Source organism: Phascolarctobacterium faecium (assembly GCF_003945365.1).
GTDB lineage: Bacteria > Bacillota > Negativicutes > Acidaminococcales > Acidaminococcaceae > Phascolarctobacterium > Phascolarctobacterium faecium.
Genome location: NZ_AP019004.1, coordinates 149,526 through 169,293, shown reverse-complemented (window position 1 = coordinate 169,293; position 19,768 = coordinate 149,526). Strand labels below are relative to the sequence as shown.

Annotated in this window: 22 protein-coding genes and 1 riboswitch; of the genes, 16 read left to right on the top strand and 6 right to left on the bottom strand. The window is 47.7% G+C overall.

All coding sequences use genetic code 11. From position 1 onward, the window contains the following. The first annotated feature begins 160 nt into the window (after positions 1 to 160). The 6 genes from PFJ30894_RS00810 (at position 161) to PFJ30894_RS00785 (ending at position 4,627) form a co-directional block, all read left to right on the top strand. Complete coding sequence (locus tag PFJ30894_RS00810) at positions 161 to 586, top strand: transcriptional regulator PerR (protein ID WP_021719021.1); 426 nt, start codon at positions 161 to 163, stop codon at positions 584 to 586. Positions 587 to 826: 240 nt separating this feature from the next. After that, positions 827 to 1,477 (top strand): deoxyribose-phosphate aldolase, encoded by a 651-nt coding sequence (gene deoC / locus PFJ30894_RS00805; RefSeq protein ID WP_125668784.1) that lies wholly within the window; start codon positions 827 to 829, stop codon positions 1,475 to 1,477. Next, entirely contained in the window at positions 1,474 to 2,253 is a 780-nt protein-coding gene (locus PFJ30894_RS00800) for an MBL fold metallo-hydrolase (RefSeq protein WP_046431258.1), read from the top strand. The genes deoC and PFJ30894_RS00800 overlap by 4 nt, the downstream gene beginning before the upstream one ends. A gap of 26 nt (positions 2,254 to 2,279) precedes the next feature. Continuing rightward, on the top strand, positions 2,280 to 3,368 hold the full coding sequence (locus PFJ30894_RS00795; RefSeq protein ID WP_227202698.1) for a S1C family serine protease: 1,089 nt from the start codon (positions 2,280 to 2,282) through the stop codon (positions 3,366 to 3,368). Next, entirely contained in the window at positions 3,369 to 3,848 is a 480-nt protein-coding gene (rlmH, locus tag PFJ30894_RS00790; RefSeq protein WP_021719017.1) for a 23S rRNA (pseudouridine(1915)-N(3))-methyltransferase RlmH, read from the top strand. 128 nt (positions 3,849 to 3,976) lie between these two features. Next, positions 3,977 to 4,627 carry a flavodoxin gene (locus PFJ30894_RS00785; RefSeq protein ID WP_125668783.1) on the top strand — a complete coding sequence of 217 codons (651 nt, stop codon included), beginning with the start codon at positions 3,977 to 3,979 and terminating at the stop codon, positions 4,625 to 4,627. A 71-nt stretch (positions 4,628 to 4,698) separates the two neighbouring features. On the opposite strand, the gene PFJ30894_RS00780 is transcribed toward PFJ30894_RS00785, so the two are convergent. Both PFJ30894_RS00780 and PFJ30894_RS00775 read right to left on the bottom strand, forming a co-directional pair. Further along, complete coding sequence (locus PFJ30894_RS00780) at positions 4,699 to 5,553, bottom strand: carboxymuconolactone decarboxylase family protein (RefSeq protein WP_125668782.1); 855 nt, start codon at positions 5,551 to 5,553, stop codon at positions 4,699 to 4,701. Further along, a complete protein-coding gene (locus PFJ30894_RS00775) occupies positions 5,550 to 5,951 on the bottom strand; it encodes a MerR family transcriptional regulator (RefSeq protein WP_125668781.1) in 402 nt (133 codons plus the stop codon). Before PFJ30894_RS00775 ends, PFJ30894_RS00780 begins: the two co-directional genes overlap by 4 nt. Before the next feature lie 162 nt (positions 5,952 to 6,113). On the opposite strand from PFJ30894_RS00775, the gene PFJ30894_RS00770 reads away from it, so the two are divergent. From PFJ30894_RS00770 to PFJ30894_RS00760, 3 genes are all read left to right on the top strand, one after another. Then, entirely contained in the window at positions 6,114 to 7,043 is a 930-nt protein-coding gene (locus PFJ30894_RS00770) for a DUF1848 domain-containing protein (RefSeq protein WP_125668780.1), read from the top strand. Between the two features lie 213 nt (positions 7,044 to 7,256). Then, a complete protein-coding gene (locus PFJ30894_RS00765; RefSeq protein ID WP_113077465.1) occupies positions 7,257 to 7,658 on the top strand; it encodes a cupin domain-containing protein in 402 nt (133 codons plus the stop codon). Between the two features lie 13 nt (positions 7,659 to 7,671). Next, positions 7,672 to 8,844 (top strand): iron-containing alcohol dehydrogenase, encoded by a 1,173-nt coding sequence (locus PFJ30894_RS00760; protein WP_125668779.1) that lies wholly within the window; start codon positions 7,672 to 7,674, stop codon positions 8,842 to 8,844. Between the two features lie 36 nt (positions 8,845 to 8,880). On the opposite strand, the gene PFJ30894_RS00755 is transcribed toward PFJ30894_RS00760, so the two are convergent. Continuing rightward, positions 8,881 to 9,375 carry a cyclophilin-like fold protein gene (locus tag PFJ30894_RS00755; RefSeq protein ID WP_197714958.1) on the bottom strand — a complete coding sequence of 165 codons (495 nt, stop codon included), beginning with the start codon at positions 9,373 to 9,375 and terminating at the stop codon, positions 8,881 to 8,883. Between the two features lie 196 nt (positions 9,376 to 9,571). On the opposite strand from PFJ30894_RS00755, the gene PFJ30894_RS00750 reads away from it, so the two are divergent. After that, positions 9,572 to 10,276 (top strand): 4Fe-4S binding protein, encoded by a 705-nt coding sequence (locus tag PFJ30894_RS00750; protein WP_125668778.1) that lies wholly within the window; start codon positions 9,572 to 9,574, stop codon positions 10,274 to 10,276. Positions 10,277 to 10,323: 47 nt separating this feature from the next. On the opposite strand, the gene PFJ30894_RS00745 is transcribed toward PFJ30894_RS00750, so the two are convergent. The 3 genes from PFJ30894_RS00745 to PFJ30894_RS00735 form a co-directional block, all read right to left on the bottom strand. Further along, on the bottom strand, positions 10,324 to 10,902 hold the full coding sequence (locus PFJ30894_RS00745) for a chromate transporter (RefSeq protein WP_125668777.1): 579 nt from the start codon (positions 10,900 to 10,902) through the stop codon (positions 10,324 to 10,326). Beyond that, positions 10,899 to 11,462 carry a chromate transporter gene (locus PFJ30894_RS00740; protein ID WP_046431248.1) on the bottom strand — a complete coding sequence of 188 codons (564 nt, stop codon included), beginning with the start codon at positions 11,460 to 11,462 and terminating at the stop codon, positions 10,899 to 10,901. Before PFJ30894_RS00740 ends, PFJ30894_RS00745 begins: the two co-directional genes overlap by 4 nt. Positions 11,463 to 11,713: 251 nt before the next feature. Then, entirely contained in the window at positions 11,714 to 12,937 is a 1,224-nt protein-coding gene (locus PFJ30894_RS00735) for an L-lactate MFS transporter (RefSeq protein ID WP_125668776.1), read from the bottom strand. Positions 12,938 to 13,016: 79 nt separating this feature from the next. Next, a riboswitch (ZMP/ZTP riboswitch) is annotated at positions 13,017 to 13,102 on the bottom strand. A 177-nt stretch (positions 13,103 to 13,279) separates the two neighbouring features. On the opposite strand from PFJ30894_RS00735, the gene PFJ30894_RS00730 reads away from it, so the two are divergent. The 6 genes from PFJ30894_RS00730 to PFJ30894_RS00705 all read left to right on the top strand — a co-directional run bounded on the left by PFJ30894_RS00730 (position 13,280) and on the right by PFJ30894_RS00705 (position 19,719). Then, complete coding sequence (locus PFJ30894_RS00730) at positions 13,280 to 14,764, top strand: helicase HerA-like domain-containing protein (protein ID WP_125668775.1); 1,485 nt, start codon at positions 13,280 to 13,282, stop codon at positions 14,762 to 14,764. An 11-nt stretch (positions 14,765 to 14,775) separates the two neighbouring features. Beyond that, the gene (locus PFJ30894_RS00725; RefSeq protein ID WP_125668774.1) at positions 14,776 to 15,291 is read left to right on the top strand and encodes a ribonuclease domain-containing protein; all 516 of its coding nucleotides are present in this window, start codon (positions 14,776 to 14,778) and stop codon (positions 15,289 to 15,291) included. 11 nt (positions 15,292 to 15,302) lie between these two features. Beyond that, a complete protein-coding gene (locus tag PFJ30894_RS00720; protein WP_125668773.1) occupies positions 15,303 to 15,572 on the top strand; it encodes a barstar family protein in 270 nt (89 codons plus the stop codon). Between the two features lie 62 nt (positions 15,573 to 15,634). After that, positions 15,635 to 17,542: an ABC-F family ATP-binding cassette domain-containing protein gene (locus PFJ30894_RS00715; protein WP_125668772.1), complete on the top strand. Its 1,908-nt coding sequence runs from the start codon at positions 15,635 to 15,637 to the stop codon at positions 17,540 to 17,542. Between the two features lie 27 nt (positions 17,543 to 17,569). Continuing rightward, positions 17,570 to 18,925 (top strand): MATE family efflux transporter, encoded by a 1,356-nt coding sequence (locus tag PFJ30894_RS00710; RefSeq protein WP_021719001.1) that lies wholly within the window; start codon positions 17,570 to 17,572, stop codon positions 18,923 to 18,925. Between the two features lie 473 nt (positions 18,926 to 19,398). Continuing rightward, positions 19,399 to 19,719, top strand: coding sequence for a helix-turn-helix domain-containing protein (locus tag PFJ30894_RS00705; RefSeq protein WP_046431239.1), 321 nt, complete (start codon positions 19,399 to 19,401; stop codon positions 19,717 to 19,719). Positions 19,720 to 19,768: the final 49 nt, after the last annotated feature.

Below are 19,768 nucleotides of genomic sequence, written 5' to 3'. Positions count from 1 at the left end.
GGTTTGTGAAATATGTTTAAACAGCTGCAATTAAAGGATATTAAATATTGACAGGAAAGTTTTTCTTTATTATAATTTAGTAAATAATAGATAAAGATTATCTAAAACTAAACAGGCAATAAATGCCGGACAAAAAACATTTCAACCAAGGAGGTAAATCATGTTAAACAACCAAGAACTGACCGCCCTGCTGCGTCAAAACGGTTATAAAGTCACTCCGCAAAGATTGGCAGTTTATGAAGCGCTGGCTAATACCAAGCAGCATCCCAGTGCTGAAATGCTGTTCGGTACCCTGCAGCCTAAATATCCTTCCATGAGTTTTGCTACGGTTTATAAGACCGTCGAGATTCTCAATAAACTGGGCCTGATTCAGATCATCAATACCGGCGAGGACAGTTTCCGCTATGATGCTGATATCAGCGAGCACAGCCATGTGCAGTGTACTGTCTGCGGCCGTGTCGATGATGTACCGGCTCTCAATGACCGGTCTCTGGTCGTAAAGGTGGAAGAAGCAAGCGGTTACAGTATCGACAAACACCAATTTTATTTCTTTGGCGTTTGTGAGAAGTGCCGTAAAAAACACTGAAATTAGAGAAATGTTTATGTTGCCCCGACTGTACAGTCGGGGCTTTTTTATTAAGAACACAGAGTTTTTATTGTATGATAATATAGAATATTGTTAGTGTATAATTACAATGAACAGCTATAATTAAAATTATGGCTCTGTTTTTATAAAAATTTACTTTTTTGTCAAAGCAGAAAGTATAAAGTTTTGATATAATATATAGAAGCAAAAATCATTATAGAAGATGAGGAGGAGTCGGGGATGACGATTGCGAAGCATCTTGAACATACTTTATTAAAACCTGAGGCAACTGTCGAGGATATTATGCAGCTTTGCAGCGAAGCCCGGAAATACGGGCTCTTTGGCGTTTGTGTGAATCCGTGTTATGTGGGGCTGGCCAGACATCTGCTGAGCGATACGAACGTCAAGGTTGTGACAGTAGTAGGGTTCCCGCTGGGAGCTGCATTTTCTGAGGTCAAGGCTCTGGAGACAAAAATGGCGGTCGAAGCGCACGCTGATGAAATAGATATGGTCATGAACGTATCGGCATTTAAGACCGGTGATTATGCTGCTGTAGTCAGTGATATCCGCAGCGTAGTCGAGGCGGCCAGTCCGTTTCCGGTCAAGGTGATCATTGAAGCCTGCCTGCTGACAGACGCTGAAAAGTGCACGGCCTGTCGTTTAGTAGCCGAAGGCGGTGCGGCGTTTGTCAAGACCAGTACGGGTTTTAACAAGGGCGGCGCTACTGTCGATGACGTAAAGCTGCTGGCAGCCGAAGCAGAAAAGTATGGTCTCAAAGTCAAAGCCGCCGGAGGTATCCGTGACGCGGAAGCTGCGCAGGCTATGCTGGCTGCAGGAGCTGAACGTATTGGAACCAGTGCCGGGCACAAAATCGCGGCAGGCGAAGCATGAGCAGTGAGTTTGAAATCACGATCCTGGCCAGCGGCAGTAAAGGCAATGCCGCGGTGATACGTGCCGGAGAGCAGGCTTTTCTGGTAGATGTCGGCATCAGCTGCCGCCAGCTGACGGAACGTCTGCATCAGGCAGGCATGAAGCCTGAAGATTTGACGGGCGTACTGTTGACACATGAGCATAACGACCATGTAAAGGGACTGCCTGTTTTTTGCCGTAAATACCGTCTGCCGGTGTTTGCCAATGAAAGTACCTGGCAGTATATGCCGAAAAAAAGTGAAATGGAACGCAGCTGTTGCCGCTTACTGCCCAAAAAACTGAGCAGCGGCAGTTTGGAAATAATCCCTTTTGCCGTCCCGCATGATGCAGCCTCTACAGTAGGCTATGTTTTTAAAAGCGGCGGCAGTAAATGTACATATCTCACCGACGTAGGCTTTGTGACAGACGAGGTGCGTCAGAATATAGCTGATGCTGACGTAGTGGTGCTGGAAGCCAACCACGATGAAGATATGCTGAAAAATGGCAGTTATCCGCAGATACTCAAGCAGAGGATTCTGGGAACACGCGGGCATTTATCCAATGTTTCGGCAGCCTGGCTGCTGGCGCATATGGAGCGCTTGCCGGAAGAGGTTTTTCTGGCGCATCTGAGCCAGGAAAACAATTTGCCTTCCCTGGCCCTGCAAACGGTGCGGGGTATCCTGGACGCTAACGAAGTTGGCGCGGATACAAAAATTTATATCACATCGCAGGAAAACATAGTAAAAAATTATGATTGAGGAGTGTTGAGATGGAGAGAAGCTTTATGAAAAAAACCATGAATATCTTTTTCTGTGCTCTGCTGGGAGCTGCTGTACTTATAGGCGGCTGCAGTGATAACAATAAGGCTGAGGCAGTAAAGGAACAGAAAACTGCTGCTGCGGCACAGAAAGATGCCAGCCTTTCCGGTGCCCGTAACACGCCGATCGTAGCGGCGGCTAAAAAAGTAGGTCCGGCAGTAGTGGGCATCACTAATAAAGCCTATGTGCGCGATATTTTTAATCGAGTGCAGCTGACGGAACGCGGCACAGGTTCCGGCGTTATTTATGACAAGTCCGGTCTGATCGCGACTAATAACCATGTTGTAGAAGGCGCTTCAGAAATCATCGTCAGCCTGACGGACGGGCGCAGTGTCAAAGGCAAGGTATTGGGGGCCGATGCGGCAACTGATCTTGCCGTAGTAAAGATCGACGAAAACAATCTTCCTGTTGCCGATTTCGGTGATTCCTCAACTTTACAGGTCGGTGAACCCGCTATTGCTATTGGTAATCCGCTGGGGCTGGAGTTCCGCGGCAGTGTCACAGCCGGTGTAATCAGCGCTTTGAACCGTTCCATCCAGTTAGGGGAACGTAAATTTGACCTGATCCAGACTGATGCGGCGATCAATCCCGGCAATTCCGGCGGTGCGCTGGTCAATGCGGAAGGGGAGGTCGTAGGTATCAATTCTGCGAAGATCGCTGTTTCCGGTGTCGAAGGCATTGGGTTTGCTATCCCCATCAATTCGGCCAAACCGATTTTGGATGAACTGGCTAAAAAAGGTCGTGTAGTGCGTCCGTATATTGGCGCCAGCCTGGTCGATAAGGATATTGCCAACCGTTACGGTTTTGATATCGACCTGCATGACGGTATTTTTGTTATGAAGGTTTGGGAAGGCAGTCCTTCGGCTAAAGCCGGCCTGCGTCCCGGCGATATCATTCTCAAGTTCAACGGTGAGAAGATCGATAAAGTAGTAGAGCTGCGCGGCAAGCTGGCTGAGCTGAAAGTCGGCGACAGTGTGGATGTTGTTGTTCTGCGCGGCGGCGCTGAAGAAACGATCCACATGACACTGGAAGAGATTCCTGAGGAAAACCGTTAAATGAAGATTACCATTGCCTGTGTGGGTAAGATCAAGGAAAAGTATCTGACGGCGGGGATCGAAGAATTTACAAAACGGCTGCAGCCGTTTTGTAAATTGGAAACGATCGCTATTGGAGAAGAGAGAATGCCGGAAGATCCATCGCCGGCCTTAAAAGAACAGGTGCTGGGCAGAGAAACAGAACGTTTGCTGGCAGTGCTCCCGGAAAATTCGTATGTGATTTTACTGGATGTTAGTGGCAAGGCCGTAAGTTCACCGGAGCTGGCCGCCAAAATAGAGAAGCTGGCCTTAGCGGGCAGCAGCCATATCACCTTTGTGATCGGCGGTGCTTTTGGTTATACGGATGCATTGCGGCATCGGGCTGATGAGCGTATTTCTTTTTCCAAAATGACTTTTACCCATCAAATGATCCGTCTGCTGCTGGTAGAGCAGATTTACCGTGCGTTTAAAATCAGCCGCGGCGAAAAATATCACTGGTAAGTAAACAGCCCTGATAATTTATCAGGGCTGTTTTTTGATAAAAAATAAAAAGTTTTATTTGACATAGAGCAAACTCTAAGGTTTATGATACAATTAAGAAAGAATGATTTGATGCTTGGAGGGATACTATGCGAAGCTGCAAGAAATATCTGCTGCTGCTGGGTCTGCTGTTGATGGCTGCGGTCGGAGGCTGTGGCGGGATCGGGTATGAAGAAACGGATGAAAATAAGCCGGTTACGATTAAAGGACCGGAAGGCTTGCCTACTAATCCTAAAATACTGATTGCTTATTTTTCACATACTGGGAATACAGAACTGGCCGCCTGGCAGATACAGGCTGCGGTCGGGGGACAGCTGTTTGCAATTCAGACTGAGGTGCCTTATCCGCAGGATAAAAGTGAATGCGGTAAAATAGCTAAACAGGAACTTGCAGGTAATGAACGGCCTCCTCTGGCGGCGGATTTAGCCGATATTTCCCAGTATGATACGATTTTCATCGGTTATCCTGTCTGGTATGGAACAACGCCTATGGCCGTGCGTACTTTTTTAGAAGCGCATGATTTTTCAGGTAAAGTGCTCGTACCGTTTTGTACCAGTAAAAAAAGCGGTATCGAAAAGAGTCTGGATGCTATAGCCGCAAGCTGCCCGCAGGCGGATATAACAAAAGGACTGGCTCTGCAGGATATCGGGACCGGGAAGATGCAGCGACTGATCAGCAGCTGGCTGGAAGGTGTACGCGGCGAAATAGATACGTTTGGTAAAAAGCGGACGGCACAATGATTTGCAGATAAATAAAATACCTGTGCTGACTTTTAAAGTCAGCACAGGTATTCTTTTACATATAATGCTTATCAGGCATTGGCGGGGATGATCTGATTGATGCAGGCGATGGCGTTCAGCGTACGTGGAAAACCAATATAGGGCAGGCACTGGGTAACTGCGTCCAGCATCAGTTCTTTATCGTTGCCGACATTGAGATTGGCCTGTACATGGGCTTTGACCTGAGGTTCCGCACCGCCGATAGTGCTGATAGCGCATAAGGTGATCAATTCCCGCATTTGCAGATCAAGGCCGTTTCTGGTGTAGGTATCGCCAAAGCAGAACTCTGAAAGATAATTGGCTATATGTTTTTGATTAGCCGGCGAGTTTTTGTGCATGGCGGCAATGTGTTCTGTTCCGAAAATCTCACCCTGTACTTTAAAGCCGTCGTCAAAACGGGTGGCTTCGGTAACAGTACTCTGGTTTGCCAGCGGCATTTTAATGCCCTGTTTTTTAAAAACTTTATTGGTGATTTCCAAAGCGCCGACCGTTTTGGGAAAGCCCACATAGGGAGCGCACTGATAAAGTGTTTCTTTTATTTCTACCGGGGTAGCGCCGGCTTCCAGTGCGGCCTGCACTTGTGCAGGCAGGCTGTCTAAAGTCTGGCTGGCGGTAAGTGCGGTGATCGTCAGCAGTTCACGTTGTTTGTCGGTCAGCTTACCACGGGAATAAACGTCGCCGTAAATGAAATTGTCCATGGTCTGAGCAAAATCCGGGTCGGTGGCGGCAAGTTTGTTTTTGGCGCTGCCGAAAAGATGCGCCTGTTTTTGCTGTGCTGTTTCAATCCTGTTTTTTGAAGCGGCACACACGCTCATTTTGCCAATTGTAAAGGTCATCCCCCCCAGCAGCAGGGATGTCATCAGGAACATGGAAATAAAGTTTTTCATAGGTCTGCCTCCTCTTGTTTTTGATTTTGTAACGGATGGTTTTTCTGATAAATGTCAGTACGGTAGTTTTCTATTTTGATATCTATTCTGGCTAAGGTTTGCTGGATAAATTCCAATTTTTCCTGCAGCACTTCCCGCTGCAGTTCTAAAATATCCTTACGGGCTTCCAGCGAGGTGTCGCCGAGCTGTGACAAGGCGACATATTCTATCAAAGTTTCCGGGGAGAGACCGGCTGACCGCATGGTTTTTATAAATTCTATCCAGCAGAGGTCTTTGAAAGTGTATTCCCGGGTCCCGCCTTTATTACGGGCGACAGGTGGGATAAGCCCGATCCGTTCGTAATAACGCAGAGTATTGGGTGTCAGCGAAGTCAGTTTGCCTGCTTCGGTAATATTCATAAAAATCACCTCCTGTAACTTTTAAATTCATTCTAGCGTTTGGAGTTAACTTCAAGTCAAGCGTTTTCTGAAAAAAATTAGCCGGCCTGTTCGATATAGATCAGTGTATAATAGAAACAAGTGAAGCTTTAAGCAGTTTATCAAAAAGAGGAGGGATGACGAATGATTATCAGTGCCAGCCGGCGAACTGATATTCCTGCTTTTTATTGGGAATGGTTCCAAAAGCGGCTGCAGGAACAGTATGTACTGGTACGCAATCCTCTGAACCTTCATCAGGTAAGCAGGATCAGCCTGCGGCCGGAGGTCGTGGATGGGTTGGTTTTCTGGACAAAAAATCCAGAACCGATGCTTAAGCAGCTGTCAGTTCTGGATGCGTATGCTTATTATTTTCAATTTACGCTCAATGCGTATGCTGCTGACGTAGAAGCAGCTTTACCGCCATTGGCGGTGAGGATAGAGATATTTCGGCAGCTGGCGCAGAAGATAGGTGCGGAAAGAATGATCTGGCGCTATGACCCGATCCTGTTAAGTGCACGCTATGACCTGCAGTATCACGCAGCGGTTTTTGAGGAACTGGCAGCGCAGCTGGCCGGCAGCACGAAAAAATGTATTATCAGTTTCCTTGATTATTATCCTAAGATCAAGGCAGGTCTGCATCAGGCAGGGCTGAGAGGCCTGAGTGAGGACGAGCAGCGGCGGCTTGCGGCTGTATTGTCCCAAACAGCCCGGCAATATGGTCTGCAGCTGGAAACCTGTGCGGAAGCTATAGAATTAGCTGATCTGGGGATTGGGCATGCCAGTTGCATCGACGCAGAGCTGCTTGGCCGTGTGGGCGGGTGCCGTCTTGATACAGTCAAAGATAAAAATCAGCGCGGTGAATGTGGCTGTGCCGCCAGTATCGATATCGGCGCCTATAACACCTGTCTGCATGGCTGCATTTATTGTTATGCCAATGACAGCCGCAGACAGCTGCAGCAGATTACGGCTGGAAATAGCAGTTCGCCGCTGCTGTGCAGTGAGCTGGAGCCTGCGGATAAGGTTACGGAAAGAAACTTGCGGGCGCTGCGGTCACTGCAGGCAGAGCTTTTTTAAATATCGGTTTTGTTGTCAGACAGCCGGTATTAATTTTTTGAAAAAGCTGCTTGACTTGGAGTTAACTCCATTGGATATGATACAGATAAGGAACGGAAGTTCCGGCATTTTAGTTATGAGTGGGCGCAATAAAAAACAGGTGATTTGGCGGTTCTGCATCAGTGCGGACTGCGTTTTCAGCTACAACGGATTTGAGCGCAGAACGATGTGAGAATGTTGGAAGAAAAATTAAGCGTGTTTCCCATGGGTGAAAAAAATGATGCCTATGCCCGGTATTTTGTGGGGCAGAGCTATTTGAAGATGCTGACAACAGAAGGAGTAGTTATTGGCAATGTTACTTTTGAGCCCGGCTGTCGCAATAATTGGCATATCCATCATCAAGGCGGGCAGATACTGCTTGTCACAGGCGGACGAGGTTATTATCAGGAGTGGGGGAAACCGGCCCGGGAGCTGAACGCGGGTGATGTGGTTAATATCCCGCCTGAAGTGAAACACTGGCATGGAGCGGCTCCTGACAGCTGGTTTGCACACCTTGCAGTCGAAGTGCCCGCCGCGGGGGTGTCCAATGAATGGCTGGAACCGGTAACAGATGCAGAATATGGAAATTTGAAATAAAGGAGCAAAAATAATGCTGGGTAAATTTGTTTATTCCAATCCTACCAAATTGTATTTTGGCGAAAATTCATTAGAAAATCTGCCGCAGGAATTGGCATGCTATGGTAAAAATGTCATGCTGGTATATGGCGGCGGTTCGATTAAGAAAAACGGTATTTATGAAAACGTGGTCAAGCTTTTGAGAGCCAGCGGCAAAACAGTTTTTGAGGATGCAGGTGTAATGCCTAATCCCACACTGGAAAAATTATATGAAGGCTGCAGGATAGCCAAAGAAAACAAGGTCGATTTGATCCTGGCAGTCGGCGGCGGTTCTGTCTGTGATTATGCCAAGGCTGTTTCAGTTTCCGCTTACTGCGAAACTGATCCATGGGAAAAATATTATCTGCGGATGGAAGCGGTGGATAATAAGATTATCCCGGTTGGCTGTGTTCTGACTATGGTTGGTACAGGTTCGGAGATGAACGGCGGCTCAGTTATTACCAATCATGCGGCTAAAGCTAAAATAGGGCGGGTGTTTGGTGATAATGTGTTCCCCAGATTTTCGATACTTGATCCGACTTATACTTTTACGCTCCCGCGTTATCAAATGGTTGCCGGATTTTTTGATATCATGTCGCATATTTTGGAACAGTATTTTTCCGGAACTGACGACAATACTTCCGACTATCTTATGGAAGGCTTGCTGCGTTCGCTGATCCACAGTTCCAGGATCGCGGTGCAAAGCCCTGAAGATTATGAAGCGAGAAGCAATATTATGTGGATCGCTACATGGGCCTTGAATACCCTGGTAGCTAAAGGAAAGTCGACAGACTGGATGGTGCATATGATCGGTCAGTCGATCGGCGCTTACACTGACGCTACGCACGGAATGACTCTGGCCGCTGTGTCGCTGCCTTATTACAGGCACATCATGCCGTACGGACTGGCGAAATTCAAACGCTTTGCCATCAATGTATGGGATGTGCGTCCTGAGGGGAAAACTGATGAACAGATAGCTCAGGCAGGCCTTGCGGCGATGGAAAGCTATATGAGGGAGCTGGGACTTGTACTTAACGGCAGGGAACTTGGCGTCGATGAAACGATGCTTGACGGGATCGCTCAGGGTTCGTTTATTCTTGATGGCGGTTATAAAGTGCTGACTAAAGAAGAGATCGTTGAGATATTGAAGGAAACGCTGAAAGCCTAAAAAAACAGAGCTTGCATTTATGCAAGCTCTGTTTTTTTAGGGCAGGCGTTCCAGTTTGATAGTGAAATCATTATCGAAAGCGGCCAGTTTTTCAATACCGCTTTCAACAGTACCAAGTTCAATGAGGCTGTTGGCATAACCGTAATCACGGTAAAAAAATGCCAGATTACCCCAAGGTGCATAATAAGCAAAACTGCCTGTTTGAGGATCAAAACCGGCAGGAGCGCCCTGTGTGTCCAGGCGCCGCGGCAGATAAGCTACCTTTTCGGTATTATTAAAATCTTTGCAGGTCAGTTCCAGCGGCAGTAGGCTCAAAAAATCCTCTGCAGCTCTGGTGCCATTGAGTTTAAGGATAAGCTCGTCTTGGTTGGCGAGTGTCAGCCTGATGCGTTGGACTGCGTCTGTTGGAGCAGTCTGAGCTGCGTTAGTTGTTGTCTGGTCGATTTTGGCATTGGTGCCGGACGTGCTGCTGCAGGCAGCCATAGTAAAGCTCAGTAATAAAGTAAGCGTCAGGGCCAGAGTTTTCAGCATGGTATTTCCTCCGTTTCTCTGTTTGTAAGTTGCAAATAGATAGGGTCTGCCGTTGCTTATACGGCTTCTATATGTGAGTTTATATGCTGGAGTCTGCTCCAGGTCAAGCGTTGTTTGTAGATTTTTTGCAAACTGCTTGACTGTGAGTCAACTCCAGCCCTTACAATGAAAGCAATACAGGAAAGGAGCGGTAAAAATGGTTAAGGATTTTAAACGCTGGACGACGCAGCTTGCGGCGACGGTTTTGTATAATGGGCGTGGTGCCGCCAATCTGCTGGGGGCCGATATGACCTGGAAAAATGTTTGTCTGCCCGGAGTTAATTGCGGCTATTGCCGCTATGCAGAAGCCGGATGTCCCTGGGGGCTGACGCAGCATACCCTGACCGGTTTTACTTTACCTTTGGGCTGGCGGGTTTGGGGGCTGCTCATCTTGTGCGCTCTGTTTTTGGGACGGATGATCTGTGGCTGGCTGTGTCCGTTTGGCTGGGCGCAGGAGCTTTTAGATAAGCTGCCGATGTTGAAGCTGTCTAAAAATAAAATTACGTACTATTTAAGTTATTTTAAATATGTGGTTCTGCTGCTGTTTGCCTGCAATCTGTATTTCTTTGATCTGCATGGTCTGGACTGGCGTTGGATCATTGGACTTTTGGCTGCTGCGGCGTTATTTATCTATCGGCCTTTTTGTCGTTTTTTCTGTCCGTTGGGAGCTTTTTACAGCCTGTTTAACAGGATCGCCGTTTTTGGCATGCAGGTAGATTCGCGTAAATGTACCGCCTGCCAGCGCTGCGTACGCAGTTGCTTGATGGATTGTAAACGGGTAGGCGACAGGGAATGTATTGTCTGCGGTAAATGCAGACAGTCCTGCCCGACCGAAGCCATTTCTCTGGGCTGCAAATATTAAAGAAGAAATAAAATAACCTGCCGTATGCAGGTTATTTTGTGTTTTTTCTACATCAACAGTCCGGCACAGCCGGCTAAAAGCATCAAGGGAATAGCGCTCAGGTTACGGTAGTAATGCAGATAAAAAAGCAAAGCCGTCAGCAATGTCGGCCAGAATTTGAAATAGGTCAGCAGATTTTCCATTGCGGCGGTTCCGGCTGCGGGGAAAAATGTTATCCGCATAAAAAAGAAAACTGCGGTCAGCATCAAGGCGATAACTGAAGGCCGCAATCCATTGAGGATACCTTGTACAGCCAGCGAAGAGTTGAACTTTTGGAGAGAACGGGCAACGATGGCGACAAGAATGAAAGATGGCAGGCTGACGCTGAAAGTAGCTACAAAAGAACCAAGCAGGGCATGCCAGAATTCAGGACCGCAGACCCTGGCCCCTACATATGTAGCCGTATTGACAGCGATAGGGCCGGGGGTGATCTGAGAAATAGTGATGATCCGTGCATATTCAGCTGCGGGGATCCAGCCGCGTCCGACGACTTCCTGCTGAATGATACTGATCATTGCCAGACCGCCGCCGAAAGAAAAAAGACCGATTTTGAAAAAGACAATGAATAATTCCCAATAAAGCATCATTTTGTATCACTTCCCAGATATTTAGTGGCGCAGTAACCAAGCGCTGAGGCCAGCAGAACGATTATGGCAATGTCGAGACTGAAAAAATAGATCCCAAGCAGTGAAAAGGCCAGAATGAACCAGCCAAAATTGTTTTTGATGGAATAGGGAATCAGTTTCAGAGTTGCTGCGATCAATAAAGCTGTGATAGCAGAATTGATACCGTCAAAAAATTTCAATATATTGGGGTACTGGTCAAAACCACTGGAGGTGAAAGCCGTGACGATGACGAAAATAATGACGAAAGAAGGCAGGACGACGCCGATAGTTGCTACCAGTGATCCTTTAAGTCCCCCCAGCCTGTAGCCAAGAAAGGTAGAAGCATTGACGGCAATAACGCCGGGCAAAGACTGCGAGAGCGCAAGAACGTCAGTAATGTCTTCATCCCTGATCCATTTTTGTTTTTCAACAAATTCGTCACGTATCAGCGGTATCATTGCCGGCCCGCCGCCGATCGTGAACAGGCCGATCTTAACAAAAACAAGAAACATATGAAGATAACGCGGGCGCGAAGTATCCATAATAACCGCCTCTTTTCAGTCTGATAAATGGTGTTATTTTTATTATCGGTTATCTGCTCCAGTATTACAAGTCTGGTTGGAACAGGTAGCGGTATCGGCTGTGGCAAATAAAACCAGATATAGTATGGAAAGTAAAATGAATACCAGATGTAGATAAAATGTACTGATAGTTATGACGTTAACGAATAGGCAGAGTCTAAAACGGCATAAAATAACCCCTCCGCAGCTGTAGCGAAGGGGTTATGGTCAAATCAGAGATGTTTCTTTTCGATCAGCACGCCTACTGAAGTACGCCATTTCAAAATACCAGCGATGATGAGGCTGACAACGAAGCAGGCGGAGAAGAAATACAGGGTAATTGAATAGCTGTTGGTCGTTTCACGGATCCAGGACAGCAGCAGAGGACCGGCAATACCAGCCATGCCCCAGGCAGTCAGGATCTTGCCGTGGATGGCGCTGAGTTCTTTCGTGCCGAACAGATCGCTGAGGAAGGCGGGCATACAGGAGAAGCCGCCGCCGTAGCAGGAAATGATGACAAAGACAATCAGCTGGAAGATGAAGGCACTGCTTGTTTCTGCAAGTGCGTAGAAGGCAAAGATCTGGATCAGGAAGAAGACTACATAAACTGTACTGCGCCCGAGATAGTCGGAAATAGTAGACCAGAAAATGCGTCCCAGACCGTTGATCAGACCGATGATACCGACCATGGAGGCGGCTGCCATCGGTGTCATTTTTACTACTTCCTGTGCCATCGGTGAAGCTACTGCTAAAAGTCCGATACCGCAGGTAATATTGGTGAAAAAAATCCACCACAGTGCGTAAAATTGCCAGGTTTTGCGTGCTTCTTTGGCTGTGAACTGAGTATCCGGGAGGATACTTTTGACGTTAATGCCGGACGGCCCGCCGTTGCTTGCTTTAGGTGGTTCAAGATATAAGGCGGAGGCGGCCATGATAACCATGTACACGCAGCCGAGAATGATAAAGTTCTGTACCAGTCCGTATTTGGCAACCAGGATCTGCATCAGCGGACCTGCGATCAGGCTGGCAAAACCGAAACCCATGATAGCAAGACCGGTGGCAAAGCCGCGGTTGTTGGGAAACCATTTGACCAGCGTCGAAACAGGGGTGATATAACCGGTCCCAAGACCGATACCGCCGATAACGCCGTAAAAAAGATATAAGAGCGGCAGACTGTTGAGATGCAGTGCCAGCGCTGTACCGAACATACCCAGACCAAAGAAGCAGGTCGAGGTGAGACCGCTTTTACGCGGGCCGTATTTTTCAACGTAATCGCCCAAAAATCCCGCTGACAGTCCGAGAAATAAAATTGCGATCGAAAAAGTCCAGGTCGTTTCTTTCAGGGTAAAACCCATAGCCTGCATAATAGGCTTTGTCAGTACGCTCCAGGCGTAAACACTGCCGATGCAGATATGGATGCCGATAGCCGCCAGAGCAATGAGCCATCTGTTTTTCATAGGTAAACATCTCCTTTTCACACTAGAAAAAATCCGAGAGGGCCAAAGCCGGAAAATAAAAAAACCATCCGGGATCAGTTCTCTCTGCCCAGACGGTCGGCTGTTTCTATGGCATCGCAGTACACGTGGTTGATTCCACTTTATCCGTCAGTCCTGCGAGGTCTATTTGATTTATGTTCTCATTATAGCAAGAATTACGATAATGTCAAGCAAGGAAAAATAAAAAAACAGCAGTATAAAAACAGAACCTGCCCAGCTTGTTTACTCTTACCCTTAAATAACGTATAATAAAAATTAATATAAAGATGTAGTTTATTTTATAAAAATGCGGGAGGGAATACCATGTATTTAGCTGATGAACACAAGATTTGGGTCTGTAAAGGCGAGGATAAGATCTGCATGCTGCCGAAAATGGCAAACCGTCACGGTCTGATTGCCGGGGCAACGGGTACGGGCAAGACCGTTACTTTAAAGGTGCTGGCAGAATCCTTCAGCGAGATGGGCGTGCCGGTATTCCTGGCCGATATCAAAGGCGACGTTTCCGGTATGTGCAAGGCTGGTGAAAGCAGTGAAGGGTTTCAGAAACGTCTGCATAAATTAGGCATAGAAAATTTTGAGTTCAAAGGCTTTCCTGTACGTTTTTTTGATGTTTTCGGTAAAAAAGGGCATCCTGTCCGGACGACTATTTCCGAGATGGGGCCGGATCTGCTGAGTCGGCTTTTGGAATTGAATACCACGCAGAGCGGTATTATGACGATCATTTTTAAGATTGCCGATGATCAGGGACTGTTGCTGCTGGATCTTAAGGATCTGCGTTCGATGGTGCAGTACGTCGGTGATAATGCGGCTCAGTTCAAAACTGCCTATGGCAATGTGTCGGCTCAGAGTGTAGGCGCGATCCAGCGGGCGCTGCTGCGCTTGGAAGAACAGGGCGGAGATGTGTTTTTCGGCGAGCCGGCACTGGACATCAGGGACTGGCTGGCAGTAGCAGATGACGGACGCGGTTATATCAATCTTCTGCATTGCGTAGAGCTGTTTCAGACTCCGCTGTTATATTCTACATTTTTATTATGGATGCTGTCGGAGTTGTATGACCTGCTGCCGGAAGCAGGCGATCCGGAAAAACCTAAAATCGTCTTTTTCTTTGATGAAGCGCATCTGATTTTCAAAGACGCGCCGAAATCTCTGCTCGATAAAGTTGAACAGATCGTGCGTTTGATCCGTTCCAAAGGCGTCGGCATTTATTTTATCACCCAGCAGCCTTCTGATATTCCAGATACTGTTTTGTCACAGCTGGGAAACAAGCTGCAGCATGCGCTGCGAGCTTACACACCTAAAGACCAGAAGGGGCTGAAGGCTGCGGCGCAGGCCTTTAGAGCCAATCCTGATCTTGACGCGGCTAAAGTGCTGCCGGAGCTTGGCACCGGCGAAGTGCTGGTATCACTATTGGATGCTGACGGAGTGCCGACAATGGTGGAGCGTGCTTATGTCATGCCGCCGCGCAGCTATCTTGGCGTAGCTGACGACACGCTGCGCAACCAGCTGATAGCCTCCAGCCCGCTGTATAGTAAATATGCTGAAGCTGTAGACCGTGAGTCTGCTTATGAGATTTTGAGCGCCAAAGCCCAGCAGGATGCGGAAGCCGCAGCCAGGGCACAGGAAGAAGCGGCGCTGCAGAAAGAGCTGCGCAGCCGCAGCGCGGCTGCCAAAAAAGAACCGCCTACGGTCGCGGAAAAGCTGATCAGCAAAACGATGACGCGAATGGAAAATAAAGCTGTAGACACTATAGTACGCGGTATTTTTAATCAAATGAAAAAATGGTTTTAAAGGTGTTTGAAATGAAAAAGATTTTTGCAGCATTACTGGCTGTATTATTTATAACCGGTGCCGTGTTTGGCTGTGGCAAAACGCCTCAGACAGAGCTGAATCAGGCTAAACAGCAGGCTGCAGAGCAGGTGGCCAAAACCGCCAAAAGTGGACTGGCACAGCTGCAGGGCAAGCAGGCGCAGTTCAAAGTCGAAGAAGGGCGCGCTTATACCGGTAAGGCTGAGGTAGCTTTGTATATCCATACCTTTCATAAATTGCCGGGAAATTTTATTACTAAACGTGAAGCCGAGCGCCTGGGCTGGAAGCATAAGGGAACGCTGAATGAAGTGGCGCCCGGTAAAAGTATAGGCGGTGACAGGTATGGCAACTACGAAGGATTACTGCCGCAGAAATCAGGACGCAGCTGGAAAGAATGCGATATTGATTACAAAACCGGTAACAGGAATGCTAAACGTCTGGTGTATTCTAATGACGGACTGATCTATTATACGGACGATCATTATAAAAGCTTTGAAAAATTGTATTAAGGAGGCGGCTGATGAAAACAGTAACTTTGGCACTGGCCAGGATGCAGTCGATCAGGCAGCTGCATAAATATCTGCGTACGGAGCTTGAGCTGCCGGATTATTACGGTGAAAATCTGGACGCATTGTATGATTGTTTGACGGAAGTCTGCGAGCCTGTTATACTAAAAATACCGCAGGCGGTAGCCGCAGGTTCAGAATTAGGTTGGTATGGCGCAAGACTGCTTACAGTTGTACAGGATGCCGCCGCTGCAAATCCTAATCTTCAAGTAGAGCTTATTTAAAATATATGCAGTCTGCTCAAGCGGCAGGCTGCTTTTATTCTGTTTTACAGAGGGCGAAAAGAATGATTTTAAGTGTAGAGAAGCTGTCGCACAGCTATGGCGTCAGAACTTTGTTTAAAGATGTAACTTTTAATATTGAAATGGGCGATAAAATCGGTATTATCGGCGTCAACGGCACCGGTAAAAGCACGCTGCTGCGCGATATTGCACGCGGTGAAGCCGGTGACGGCGGCCGGATTACGGCAAATGGCAGCTGCGTGATCGAATATCTGCCGCAGAATCCTGATCATGATCCACAGGCAACGGTATTGGAACAGGTATTTCAGGGAGATTCGCCGCAGCTGGAATTACTGCAGCGTTATGAACGGGCGGCAGCGCTGGCGGCTGCTGATCCTGAGAACAGTGCGTTACAGAGCAGGCTGCTGGAACTGCAGCAGCAAATGGACAGCGCATATGCCTGGCAGCTGGAGAGCGAAGCTAAAGCGGTGCTTGATCAGCTGGGGATCAGTGATTTTAATCAGCCGATGGCGGAACTTTCCGGCGGGCAGCGCAAGCGTGTAGCACTGGCCGGAGTTTTGGTGCGTCCTTCCGATCTTCTGATTTTGGACGAACCTACTAACCATATGGATAATGAAACTGTGGCCTGGCTGGAACAGCTGCTTTTGAAGCGAAAAGGCGCTCTGCTGATGGTGACCCATGACCGGTATTTTTTTGACAGAGTGGTCAACCGGACATTGGAATTAGATGGCGGGCAATGCTATTTATATACAGGAAATTACAGCCTTTTTTTACAAAAGCGTGAAGAAAGACGCCAGTCGGAAGCTGCTGCTGCTCAGCGGCTGCGCAATGTTTACCGGCGTGAACTGGCCTGGATCAGCCGCGGTGCGGAAGCACGGCGGACAAAAAGCAGGGAACGCATCGAACGTTTTAACGAGCTGGAGCAGGAAGTGAAAAATATTTCTGCATCGGGAGAACTGGAAATGTCATCTGCCGGCAGCCGATTGGGGAAAACTGTGGTCGAGTGCGAGCATCTGGGACTTGACTACAACGGTGTGACCTATATTAAAGATTTCAGCTATATCCTGCTGCGTAATGACCGCGTGGGTATTGTTGGCCCTAACGGCAGCGGCAAAACGACGCTGATGGATATTCTGGCGGGAAAATTAGTGCCTGACCGTGGCAGTGTTCAGATCGGACAGACGGTCAGGATCGGTTATTTTTCTCAGCACAGCGAATTTCCGGACAGCGAACAGCGCGTGCTGGAATATATCCGCGATGTGAGTGATCACATCGAAACAAACGATGGGACAAGGATTACTGCCGCACAGATGCTGGAACGGTTTTTATTTCCTTCCGAGCTGCAGTGGGTGCCGGTCAATAAACTGTCCGGCGGAGAAAAACGGCGGCTGTATCTGCTGCGGGTTCTGATGGGTGCTCCCAACGTCTTGCTTCTGGATGAGCCGACCAACGATCTTGACATCCCGACGCTGTCGGTGCTGGAGGATTATCTGGACAGTTTTAATGGAGCTGTCATCGCAGTTTCGCATGACCGTTACTTTTTAGACCGGTTTGCCGGCAAAATTTTTGCCTTTATGGGTAATGGTGAGATCAGGCAGTTTATCGGCGATTACAGCAAATATGAAGCAGCGGCGGCCGAAAGCAAAGCAATGCTTGCAGGCGGTGCTAAAACCGGTACCGGCAAGGAGCGTATAGAAGCCGTTAAAAGCCAGTCTAAACAAATCAAGATGACTTATAAGGAAAAACTGGAATTTGAGCAGATAGAAACAATGATCGCCGGTGTGGAAGCCGAGCTGAAAATGCTGACGCTGGAAGTCAATAGCGCCGGCAGTGATTTTGTGAAGCTGGGCGAGCTTACCGCGCAGCAGCAGGATGCCGAGCAGCGTTTGGAACAGCTTGTGGAACGCTGGGCCTATCTTACGGAGCTGGCGGAGGCGAGCGGTGTTTTCTGAGCTGCCTTAAAATAGAAAGGGATAAATATGTTAGTAGACGAAAATTTTAAACAACGCCTGCGGCGGCTTTTTTCAGTGATGATCCCGATTTTGATTACTCAGACGGCGATCATGGCTATGAATTTTTTTGATTCTTCAATGTCTGGTCATGCAGGTGCGGTCGATTTGGCGGGCACTTCGATCGGCGGTAATATCTGGATGCCGATTTTTGTTGGCACTAATGGAGTTTTATTAGGCGCGATGCCTATAGTTGCTCATCTGTTAGGCGCTGATAAGCGCGATAATATTGGTAAGGTCATTCGGCATACGATTTTTTTGGCGATAGCTTTTTCGGCAGTTATCATTTTAATGGGCGTTTTATTTTTAGATACCCTGCTGACACATCTGCATTTGGAACCGCAGGTGCATTATATTGCCAAGATGTATATGGCGGCGGTGGCCGTAGGTGTGATACCGTTTTTTATGTCAACCTCGCTGCGCGCTCTGATAGATACTTTGGGACATACAGGTATCACAATGAAGATTTATTTGCTGGCGCTGCCGGTAAATGCCTTTTTGAACTACTGTTTTATTTTTGGAAAACTGGGAATGCCGCGTTTGGGCGGGGTTGGCGCCGGTGTGGCGACTGGTATTACCTACTGGCTGGAATTTGCTATTTTTGTCTGGATCGTGCATAAGCTGCCGGCTTTTGAGCATTTCCGGATTTTTAAAGACCGTTTCCATTTAGATATCAAACAGCTGCGTGAAAATCTCAGCATCGGTGTGCCGATCGGTCTGGCAATGTTTATGGAGGCCAGTATTTTTGGTGTAGTTGCACTGTTCATTGCCAAGTTCGGTACAGTCATCATTGCGGCGCATCAGGCAGCGTTGGGCTTTACTTCATTGCTTTATATGGTGCCGCTCAGTTTTTCTATGGCGCTGACGATTTTAGTTGGGGTCGAAGCAGGTGCCAAACGTTTTGAGGAAGCGCAGAAATTCAGTCGTATGGGCATTGCTCTCAATATGGCCATCGCGATTTTTCTGGCGGTGCTGGTTTACACTAACAGACCTTATATAGCCATGCTCTACACTACTGACCCTGTCATTATTGAAAAAGTAGTCGGCTTTTTGTTTTATGCAATCTTTTTTCAGTTGTTTGATGCGACGGCAGCGCCGATCCAGGGAATCCTGCGCGGGTATAAAGATGTTAAAGCAACCTTCTATTCCGGTTTTTTTGCCTATTGGGTTGTTTGTCTGCCCTTGGGCTGTTTCCTGGATTTTGTAATGGAGCATGGTCCTGCCGCATATTGGCAGAGCCTGGATATAGGCTTGTTTTTCTCGGCGGTTTTCTTAACGCTGCGGATGTTCTGGCTGCAGAAAAAGCTGGCACGTGAACAAATATAAAAACCGCAATAAACACAAAACTCCGGCTGTTTAGAAGCCGGAGTTTTGTGTTTAAGTGTACGCCTGTTAAAAAAAATAAATAGCAAAATAACGCCGTAGAATACTTAGCCCCTTTGGGGCTAAATTTTTTTGCTTAAATAAATCCTGACCTCTTGTGTATTTGCAAAGTATACAAGGGGTATTTTTTTGCATTGCTGACGGCGCAGGCGGGCAGCAGGAGGACAGTGACCACGTGCAGAGCATTGCCCGCTGATGGTTGTTGTATAAGTGCCGGGGAGGGGCAAAACGGAAGTCTATGATAAATATCCGTTTGCATGTCTTGTGGGGGGGTACATACGTGCTATAATAATTATTATTACTCTGAGAAATAAAAACACCGTTTTAAGAAAAGAAAATCAAAAGAAAACCAAAGAATCTATCTGAAAAGCAGTAAAATTTTACCTTAAAAATAATGAGAAAGGCGGAGGTAAACGATGTACGATGCAGATTGTCTGGAAAAAATTGGCGCCAATGTCAAGTTCCTGCGCACGATGCGCAAGCTGCGCCAGCAGGATGTAGCGCAAACGCTGGGCATCAGTCAGACCCATCTGAGCAATATGGAATGCGGCCGCGTCAAGTTCAGCCTGAAACAGCTGCTGCGCCTGGCCAACCTTTTTGACTGCCAGCTGGAATGTTTTTTTGACCCCCGGCAGGCGGCCAATGTAGCAGTCGGCGGGACCGGACAGGATAAGCGGTATACCCAAAGTGATATGGAGCTGCTGCTGACACTGGTTAAAAAAAGCGGTCAGCCGTAACGCTTCCAGCTTTAAACAAATAAGCGGTACTGTTGTGTAAAAGTTTAGA